This window comes from Flectobacillus sp. (assembly GCF_049240685.1).
Taxonomy (GTDB): domain Bacteria; phylum Bacteroidota; class Bacteroidia; order Cytophagales; family Spirosomataceae; genus Flectobacillus.
This window is the reverse complement of the sequence record NZ_JBMLSD010000497.1, coordinates 1-9,545: the sequence shown is the minus strand read 5'-3', so window position 1 is coordinate 9,545 and position 9,545 is coordinate 1. Positions and strand designations below refer to the sequence as shown.

The window sequence follows — 9,545 nt, the reverse complement described above, 5'->3', positions numbered from 1 at the left end:
CCAAAGCCGAAAACTTAAATTTACATTCACAATTCACAACTCATAATTCAGCACTATTACTTATACTTAGATGTGTTGCCCCTTTCGCCTGTTCACCAAATTACCATTTATCCAAAAACAATTATGCTTAAAAAATTACTCTTCTGTTTAACATTGACTCCTTACTATTTACAGGCTCAAGACAGTACTGCACTTCGTTTTGCGCAGTATATTTCGGTGCCAGAATTAAAAAAACATTTAACCTATATCGCATCCGACGAGCTAGCGGGGCGCCGTACGGGTACTGCTGGACAAAAAAAGGCGGCTCAGTATATAGCCAAACATTTTGAGAGCCAAGGTTTATTACCAATCGTAAAAGATAGCCTCAATGGAAATAGTTTTATTCAACCATTTTATATTAAAAGGTATTTCTTAGAACAATATAGTGTCATTCATAGGCCTAAGACACAACATCTCAAAGGGCGTGGAGTGATACCGACCGAAAATGTATTGGGCTTTATTGAAGGCACAGACAAAAAAGACGAGGTTGTGGTTATTACAGCACATTACGACCATTTAGGAAAAGATCAAGGAAAGGTGTACAATGGAGCCGATGATGATGGCTCAGGCACCTCTACGATTTTGGCTTTGGCTACAGCCTTTGCGGAGGCGCAAAAAGCAGGATACAAACCTTCAAGAAGTATTTTGCTGATGACTGTAGCGGGAGAAGAAATGGGATTATTGGGCTCTGAATTTTATACAGAACATCCTATTATTCCTCTTGAAAAAACAGTTTGTAACCTCAATATCGATATGGTAGGGCGTATCGATCATTATCATGAAGAAGAAAAAGACCCCAATTACATCTATGTGATTGGTTCAGATAAAATGAATCCCAAATTGGACAATCTTTTAAAAAATACCAACGATACCTACACCCACTTGTCGCTAGATTATGCTTATAGCTCAGAGATGCACCCATTGCAGCTATATTATCGCTCCGATCACTACAATTTTGCCAAGCATAATATCCCAATTATCTTTTTTACCAACGGAGAGCATGACGACTATCACAAGCCAACCGACGATGTGGATAAGATAGAATTTGACATTTTGCAAAAACGTGCGCAACTATTCTTTTTTCTGGCTTGGCGCATTGCTAGAGGCGAATTTTAAGGGATTTTAGACGAAAAACAGAATAATATTTTTCTTAGAAAGTTTTTGAAAAATTAAATAAATACAATTTTAGGCTTCCTTTTTCGGCTCAATCTATTACCTTTGTGCAATTTTTGAGCATATCCTTCCTTGGTTACCGCTATGTAATTTAAGGATGTTCTACAAAAATTGCACTCCGATAATTAGGTATTTGCTAATGATTAGATTTTTTGGAGCGTATGCACGTAGCATATTTCAATGAATTATTGACTTCTCAATAGCAAACTGCTGAAAATCAGTACTGAATACTTTTATTTTACGTATTATTTCAAAACTAACATAAAGTACAGCCGTGCCTAAAGACACATCCATCAAGTCCGTTCTCATTATCGGTTCAGGTCCAATTATCATCGGTCAGGCTTGCGAATTTGACTATTCTGGCTCGCAAGCAGCGCGTTCACTTCGTGAAGAAGGAATCGAGGTTATTTTGATTAACTCGAATCCTGCCACGATTATGACAGACCCTCTCAATGCAGACCATGTTTATCTGAAGCCACTTGAGAAAAAGTCTATTATTGAAATCTTAGAGAAACACAAAGTCGATGCCGTTTTGCCAACTATGGGTGGTCAGACGGCATTAAATTTAGCTATCGATTGCGACGCTGCAGGTATCTGGGAAAAATACGGTGTACGTATCATCGGTGTAGACATCAAAGCAATTGAAACTACCGAAGACCGCGAGAAGTTCCGTTTGAAAATGCTAGAAATTGGTGTTGGCGTTTGTAAAGGTCGTACTGCACGTTCTTTCTTGGAGGGTAAAGAAATTGCGCAGGAAACTGGCTTCCCATTGGTTATTCGTCCTTCGTTTACCTTGGGTGGTACTGGTGGTGGTTTTGTTAATGAGCCAAAAGATTTTGACGCTGCTCTTAACAAAGGTTTGCACGCTTCGCCTGTACACGAAGTATTGGTTGAGCAGTCTATCATGGGATGGAAAGAATATGAACTTGAGTTGTTGCGTGACAACTTGGGCAACGTAATCATTATCTGTTCTATCGAAAACTTCGACCCAATGGGTATTCACACTGGTGACTCGATTACCGTAGCGCCAGCGATGACTTTGCCAGACACTATCTACCAAAAGATGCGTGATATGGCCATCAAGATGATGAATGCTATTGGTACATTTGCGGGTGGTTGTAACGTTCAGTTTGCCTTGAATCCTGACAACGACGATATCATCGCTATCGAAATTAACCCTCGTGTATCTCGTTCTTCGGCTTTGGCTTCAAAAGCAACGGGTTATCCAATTGCTAAAATCGCTGCTAAAATGGCGATTGGCTACAACCTCGACGAATTAACTAACGCTATCACAGGTTCAACTTCTGCGTTCTTTGAACCAGCGCTTGACTACGTGATTGTAAAAGTACCACGTTGGAACTTTGATAAATTCCACGGAGCTGACAAATCTTTGGGTCTCCAAATGAAGTCAGTAGGTGAGGCTATGGGTATTGGTCGTAACTTCCAAGAGGCATTGCAAAAAGCTTGTCAATCACTCGAAATCAAACGTAATGGTTTGGGTGCAGATGGCAAAGGCTTGCGCGATCAGGATGCTATCATGAAGTCATTGGCTAATCCATCTTGGAATCGTCTTTTCCATATCTACGATGCCTTCAAAATGGGTATCTCATTCAAAACTATCCGCAACGCTACTAAGATTGACAAATGGTTCTTATACCAAGTGGAAGACTTAGTAAGAGTGGAAAATGAACTAGAGAAATACACACTTCAGTCTGTACCAAAAGCATTATTGGAAGAGGCAAAACACAAAGGCTTTGCTGACCGCCAAATTGCTTATGCTTTACGTTGTTTAGAATCTGAAGTATACGACTTGCGTACAAGCTACGGTATCACTCGCGTTTACAAATGTGTGGATACTTGTGCTGCTGAGTTCGAAGCAAAAACTCCTTATTTCTACTCATCATTCTCGCAAGGTTCAGAAACGCTTGATAATGAGTCGGTAGCAACTGATAAGAAAAAGGTAATTGTATTGGGTTCGGGTCCTAACCGTATTGGTCAAGGTATCGAATTTGACTACTCTTGTGTACATGGTATTTTGGCAGCAAAAGAGGCAGGTTATGAGGCAATCATGATTAACTCAAACCCTGAAACAGTTTCGACTGACTTTGATATCGCTGATAAATTATACTTTGAACCAGTATTCTGGGAGCACGTTTATGATATTATCCAACACGAAAAACCAGAAGGCGTTATCGTTCAGTTGGGTGGTCAGACGGCGCTTAAATTAGCTGAGAAATTATCGAAATATGGTATCAAAATTATTGGTACATCTTTCGAAGCCCTTGACTTAGCTGAAGACCGTGGTGCGTTCTCTACTTTGTTGAAAGAAAACGATATTCCTTATCCTAAATTTGGAGTTTGTGAAGATGCTGACAACGCAGTAGAATTGGGTCGTCAATTGGGTTATCCTTTGTTGGTTCGTCCTTCTTACGTATTGGGTGGACAATCAATGAAGATTGTAATCAACGAGCAAGAATTGGAGCAACACGTAGTAGATATCTTACGTGATATTCCAGGTAACAAAATTTTGCTTGACCACTTCCTTGAGAATGCTATCGAAGCAGAAGCGGATGCAATTTGTGATGGCGAAGATGTTTACATCATTGGTATCATGGAGCACATCGAGCCTGCGGGTATCCACTCTGGTGACTCTCACTCGGTATTACCTCCATTCGATTTGTCTGAAAATGTAATTCGTCAAATCGAAGAACATACTAGAAAAATTGCAGTGGCGCTTCAAACAAAAGGTTTGATTAATATTCAGTTTGCCGTTAAAGACGAAGTAGTGTACATTATCGAGGCAAACCCTCGTGCTTCGCGTACGGTACCATTTATCTGTAAAGCATACCAAGAGCCGTACGTAAACTACGCTACTAAAGTAATGCTAGGTGCTAAATTGAAAGATTTTAACTTCGCTCCAAAGAAAAACGGTTGGGCTATCAAGATTCCTGTATTCTCATTCAACAAATTCCCGAATGTAAATATGGAACTAGGACCCGAAATGAAATCTACAGGTGAAGCTATTTACTTTATCGATTCATTGAAAGATGATTTTTTCCGCAAAGTGTATAGCGAACGTAATTTGTATCTTTCTAAATAGAAAAATCCTAATTAAAGATTAGAAAAGGGCTTTGGGTGCTAGTTACTCGAAGCCCTTTTTCGTAGAAGTTAGTAGGCAAAATAAAATTTAACTATTGGGCTTTCGACAAAAACATATCTGTAGTTACTAAAAAACATGTTAAAACTCTTTGCCTAGTGCCTGTTGCCTAAAGCAGATACGACTACCTTAGACAATTAAAATTCAATCTTCTGACCTATAGCTGTTCTTAATTTTTCTAACGAATCCATTACCTCTATCAATAGCTCAAACATCGTTTTGGTGGTCTTAAAGTTGAGGAAAATTAATCATGAAAAATAACATTATTCTTTTTAGCTTTCGGCTTTCAACTATAGACATTCTGAAAAAAGCAGTTTAAAACACTTTGCCTAGTGCCTAAAGCCTATTGCCTAATGGACACAGTTTAAAGTGTTCCCTGATTATGAATGTGTTATAAGTGTCTGATATATAATAAATTATTAGCTTTTTTTACTTAATACAAAGCTCAAATGACTCAAAAAGAAATTATATTTCATAGCTCAGCGATTATTGCATTTGTGTTTTTGCCAGTGCTCTTGTATCCACATCCACCAGAGGCTGAGAATGTTTTTCTTGCTGCTCCAACTATCCGAGATTTTATTGGAAATGCTTTAATGATGATATTTTTCTACATCAATTATTATTACTTTATCCCGAAAGTCTATCTAAACAAGCAATATTTTGTTTATGCAGGGATACTTGTTTTTTTCTTGTTTTTAATTTGTTGGCTTCCGTCTATTATTACTGGACGATTTGTCCCAAATAACTTTTCGGAGGGAGCTCTACCGCCTTTTCCTCATCGTTTACCCCAACATTTTACCCCCAAACCTAGTGAAGGTTCATTTATCATGGAGGTAAAACATCATATTTTTGTTTATGGAATTGTCATACTTTTTTCAATTTTGTTACATACGCGCAACAGATTATTAAAGGCTGAAAATGAAAAATTGCAAGCAGAACTTTTTAATTTAAAAGCCCAGATTCACCCGCATTTTTTGTTCAATACACTCAATAGTATCTATGCTTTAGCAATTCGGAAAGATGATAAAACAGCCGATACGATTATTCAGCTTTCGGAGTTTATGCGATATTTGCTAAAAGATGTAAATCAAAATCTAGTTTCTCTTGAGAAGGAAATTACTTACATAGAAAACTATATAGATTTACAAAAGACACGTTTGAGAAGAAGTGTGACGATAGAATATGTGTGTTCTGGAAATTTTTCGTCGAAACAAATTGCGCCACTTTTATTATTTAATTACATCGAAAATGCCTTTAAACACGGAGTTAATCCAGAAGAGAATTCAAAAATTAGGATTAATATCAGCCTAGTTAATCAACTTTTGAGTTTGGAGGTAACTAATAACATCGTTACTCAACAAAATAATGAAAGCTCATTATATATCGGAATGCCTAATACTGAGGAGCGTCTCAATTTGCTTTATCCCCAAAAATATTTCTTGAACATCAAAAAAACAGAAGCAACCTATACGGTATTACTTCAAATTCAATTATTATGATAAAAGCTATTGCACTAGACGACGAAGAACCCGCTCTTGAGATAATAGAGTTCTTTTGCCAACAAGTGGAAGGAATCGAACTCTTAAAGGTCTTTACCAAAAGCTCGGAGGCTCGATTGTTTTTGGAGGAACATTCGGTGGATTTGATTTTTTTAGATATCAAAATGCCTGCCATTTCGGGAATAGATTTTTTTAAAGATATTTCGCAAGACATCATGGTTATTTTTACAACAGCATTTAGTGAATATGCTGTTGAAGGATTTGAATTAAATGCTGTTGACTATTTGTTAAAACCTTTTACACTACCGCGTTTCAAATTAGCTGCCCAAAAAGCAATTGATTTAAAACATTTTCATCGTCAAAATCAGCAATCCTATTTATACTTTAGAGTCGATTATAGCTTAGTGAAAGTTCTTATGATAGATATTCTCTACATAGAAAGTTTTGATAATTACCTCAAAATTCACTTGTTGAATCAAAAACCTTTGATGGTACGAATGACCATGAAGGCTATCCTAGAAAAGCTCCCTGATGATGAATTTATTAGAATTCACCGTTCTTTTATCGTAGCCTTAAAGTATATCAAGTCGGTAAGAAATAAAGTGATTTCTATAGCCAACGAAGAGCTAGTATTGGGGAGTAGTTATGAGAAAAGTTTCTTTGAGATTTATGGAAAATGAAAGGAGAAATTAATAGCCAAAAGTCTATTCACCACAACAATTGCCCTATTCACCCCCAAGTGGTAATATTTCGGATGTTATGGTTGTCTTAAATTATTAAAAGACAAAATTAACATCAATACAATTATGAAATTAAAATCTCTTGGTCTAAGCTTCTTATGCTTTTTTATCTTTTGGGGAGTACAAAGTTGTAAAGAAAGTTCAACAACAATCACCCCAACAAGCGCTAGTGTTACTGCACTCAATTGTTCTTCTGTAACCTTTTCAGCCACAGCAACTAGCGGAACGGCCTATTCTGGCACGGCTACTATTGCTTATACTGGTGGTAATGCTGCAGCGTATACGGCTAGTACTGTCAGCTCGACGGGCGTTACGGGCCTAACAGCAACCTTATCGGCAGGTACTTTGGCTAGTGGCGCTGGTACGCTAAGCTATTCGATTACAGGTACGCCTAGTAGCTCTGGTACTGCTGCTTTTGCCATCACGGTCGGAGGACAATCTTGCACATTTAATCTGACTGTAGCCGCAGCGTCTTCGGGTTCTGGTAGCACCACCACCACGGGCTCAGTGGCTAAAGTAGTCGAACTGGCTAATGCTTTCTTAGCTACTTTGTCGACTTCTCAGCAATCTTCTGTTGTATTAACCTTGAATTTGACCAATGCCAAAAAATGGTCGAATTTGCCATGTGGCGTACAATGTCGTCAAGGATTAGCATTTAGTACCTTGAGCGCCACACAATTGGCTGCTGCTAAGGCGGTTATTCAAGCTGCTAGTGGCTCTACAGAAAATGAAGGATATAGTGAATTTTTACAAATCAATGCCGCAGATGATGTTTTAGCAACAAAATCAGGTGGTGGATATTCATCGGGATATTATATCATTGCCTTCTTAGGTACGCCAAGTACTACAGGCAAATGGATGCTACAATTTGGTGGACACCATTACGCGCAAAGTGTTACTTATGAAGCTGGAGCAGTAGTAAGTACAACTCCATCGCATCAGGGTATCGAGCCAAAAAGTTGGACAAGTAATGGCGTAACTTATTCGCCGATGGCAGACGAAAGAAATGTAATGGCAAATATGCTAGCTTCATTTACTACTGCTGAGTTAGCTTCTGCAAAAATTACCTCAACTTTCTCGGATGTAACCATGGTTCCGGGGTCTACTACAAATACTTTCCCAACTACTAAATTGGGGGTAAAAGTGAGTACTCTTAGCACTGCTGCACAGGCAAAAGTATTGGCAGCCATGATGCCTTGGCTTAATGATTTGGACGATGCTTCTGCGGCAGCATTTACCAAAATCTATCAGAATGAATTAGCCGATACTTATGTAACTTACGCTAGCAATACAAGTGGAACTTCTGGAAATGCTGCTACCTTTTTTACTGCTAATACTGATTACGTTCGTATCGATGGACCAAGTGTTTGGATAGAGTTTATATGTCAGACAGGCGTGGTTTATCCTTCCGAAATCCACTATCATTCTGTGTATAGAGACCATAAAAGGGATTATATAGGCTTATGATAATCCTGAAAAAATCATTTATCAGCCATTTTTCATTAAGAAAATGGCTGATAATTAAAATAGTAGCGCTTGCTTGGCTTGGAAATATACCCCTTTTACTAGCTCATCAAACCCCAAGTACAGTGGTTTTATTAGACTTCAGCCCCAAACAGGTGACTGTTGAACTTCAATTGCCTATTGGTGAATTGGAATTAGCTTTTGGACAAAATCTAAGCAAAAATCCAGAGCAAATCATTCCGAGAATGGGACCGCAAATCAAGGAATATTTGTTGGCTCATATTCATCCAATGGTAGCCAAAGATCAACCTTGGAAGGTAGAAGTAAAAGATATGGCTTTGCAAAAAAGTGAACAAACGTACAGCGGCCCATTTCAAGAAATCATTGTACACTTGTTACTTACTCCGCCCCAAGGAGCAAGTACTCGTAATTTTATATTCGATTACGATGTCATTATGCATCAATTGGTTACGCACAGCGCTTTAGTTTTGTTAAGAAGCGATTGGGAGGCTGGCAAAACACATTCAGAACCAACTGAAATTGGAGTGATACGAGTTGATACAAAGACAACCCTTATTTATCCATTGGCCATAAATTTGGCGGAAGGAAGTTTCTGGAATGGCTTTAAGGGAATGTTTGCATTGGGTCAAGATCATATCAAAGAAGGTATCGACCACCTCATGTTTTTACTCGTGTTGCTGTTACCAATTCCACTGAGTTTTTCTAAGAAAAAATGGGAAACACCTCGCTCCATTCGAGAGAGTTTGTTACAAATCGTAAAAATTGTTTCAGCATTTACACTTGGACATTCATTGACACTTTTGATTGGAGCTATGGACTGGGTAGTATTGCCAAGTAAATGGATTGAAATCCTGATTGCGTTCTCTATTCTAGTTTCTGCTATTCATGCAATTCGTCCAATTTTTGCAGGAAAAGAAATGTTTGTTTCACTAGGTTTTGGTCTTATACATGGACTTGCGTTTGCCAATACCTTAATCGATTTTAACCTTGATAGCCAAAGTATTATAATCAGTGTATTGGGTTTTAATTTAGGTATTGAAGTAATGCAACTATGGATTATTTTAATGGTTATTCCATGCCTCATTTTTCTAAGTAGAACCGCTTATTATTCTTTTTTCAGAGTTATGGCTGCTATATTTGCTGGTATCGCTGCCTTGGCTTGGATGATGGAACGATACACACAAAAGGTAAATCTAATGAGTGCTATTCTTAATAAAAGTGCAGCCTATTTAGATCAGGCTTTAATAACAATGGCGCTTGTCTCATTATTACTATTCGTTTATAATAAATACAAAGCTCTCAATTGAGTGGTTTTGGGGCTTTTTCCCAACGAGGGAAAACTTTTAGACAAATAGTTTTAATAGGTTTTTGAGAACTTCTGAGATGTTTTTGTCGAAAGCACAAATTCACTCACATGATGCATTAGGCTAGAAGTATAAAAGTGTTTTTTAG

The 9,545-nt window shown here is 38.0% G+C and carries 6 protein-coding genes; all 6 read left to right on the top strand.

Annotated elements, in window-relative coordinates:
* Positions 1-123 precede the first annotated feature (123 nt).
* The 6 genes from ACOVQ4_RS22905 to ACOVQ4_RS22880 all read left to right on the top strand — a co-directional run bounded on the left by ACOVQ4_RS22905 (position 124) and on the right by ACOVQ4_RS22880 (position 9,400).
* On the top strand, positions 124-1,155 hold the full coding sequence (locus ACOVQ4_RS22905) for a M28 family peptidase (RefSeq protein WP_421822907.1): 1,032 nt from the start codon (positions 124-126) through the stop codon (positions 1,153-1,155).
* A 331-nt stretch (positions 1,156-1,486) separates the two neighbouring features.
* The gene (carB, locus tag ACOVQ4_RS22900) at positions 1,487-4,312 is read left to right on the top strand and encodes a carbamoyl-phosphate synthase large subunit (RefSeq protein WP_421822906.1); all 2,826 of its coding nucleotides are present in this window, start codon (positions 1,487-1,489) and stop codon (positions 4,310-4,312) included.
* A 506-nt stretch (positions 4,313-4,818) separates the two neighbouring features.
* Positions 4,819-5,868 (top strand): sensor histidine kinase, encoded by a 1,050-nt coding sequence (locus tag ACOVQ4_RS22895; RefSeq protein WP_421822905.1) that lies wholly within the window; start codon positions 4,819-4,821, stop codon positions 5,866-5,868.
* The gene (locus ACOVQ4_RS22890) at positions 5,865-6,548 is read left to right on the top strand and encodes a LytR/AlgR family response regulator transcription factor (RefSeq protein ID WP_421822904.1); all 684 of its coding nucleotides are present in this window, start codon (positions 5,865-5,867) and stop codon (positions 6,546-6,548) included. The genes ACOVQ4_RS22895 and ACOVQ4_RS22890 overlap by 4 nt, the downstream gene beginning before the upstream one ends.
* Positions 6,549-6,674: 126 nt before the next feature.
* A complete protein-coding gene (locus ACOVQ4_RS22885) occupies positions 6,675-8,075 on the top strand; it encodes a DUF3500 domain-containing protein (RefSeq protein ID WP_421822903.1) in 1,401 nt (466 codons plus the stop codon).
* Positions 8,076-8,227: 152 nt separating this feature from the next.
* Positions 8,228-9,400, top strand: a complete 1,173-nt coding sequence (locus tag ACOVQ4_RS22880) for a HupE/UreJ family protein (protein ID WP_421822902.1) — start codon at positions 8,228-8,230, stop codon at positions 9,398-9,400.
* Positions 9,401-9,545 lie beyond the last annotated feature (145 nt).

Bases quoted from the DNA above. Each gene is read 5' to 3' on its own strand.
- ACOVQ4_RS22905 (WP_421822907.1), top strand. From the start codon at position 124: ATGCTTAAAAAATTACTCTTCTGTTTAACATTGACTCCTTACTATTTA.
- ACOVQ4_RS22895 (WP_421822905.1), top strand. From the start codon at position 4,819: ATGACTCAAAAAGAAATTATATTTCATAGCTCAGCGATTATTGCATTT.
- ACOVQ4_RS22890 (WP_421822904.1), top strand. From the start codon at position 5,865: ATGATAAAAGCTATTGCACTAGACGACGAAGAACCCGCTCTTGAGATA.
- ACOVQ4_RS22885 (WP_421822903.1), top strand. From the start codon at position 6,675: ATGAAATTAAAATCTCTTGGTCTAAGCTTCTTATGCTTTTTTATCTTT.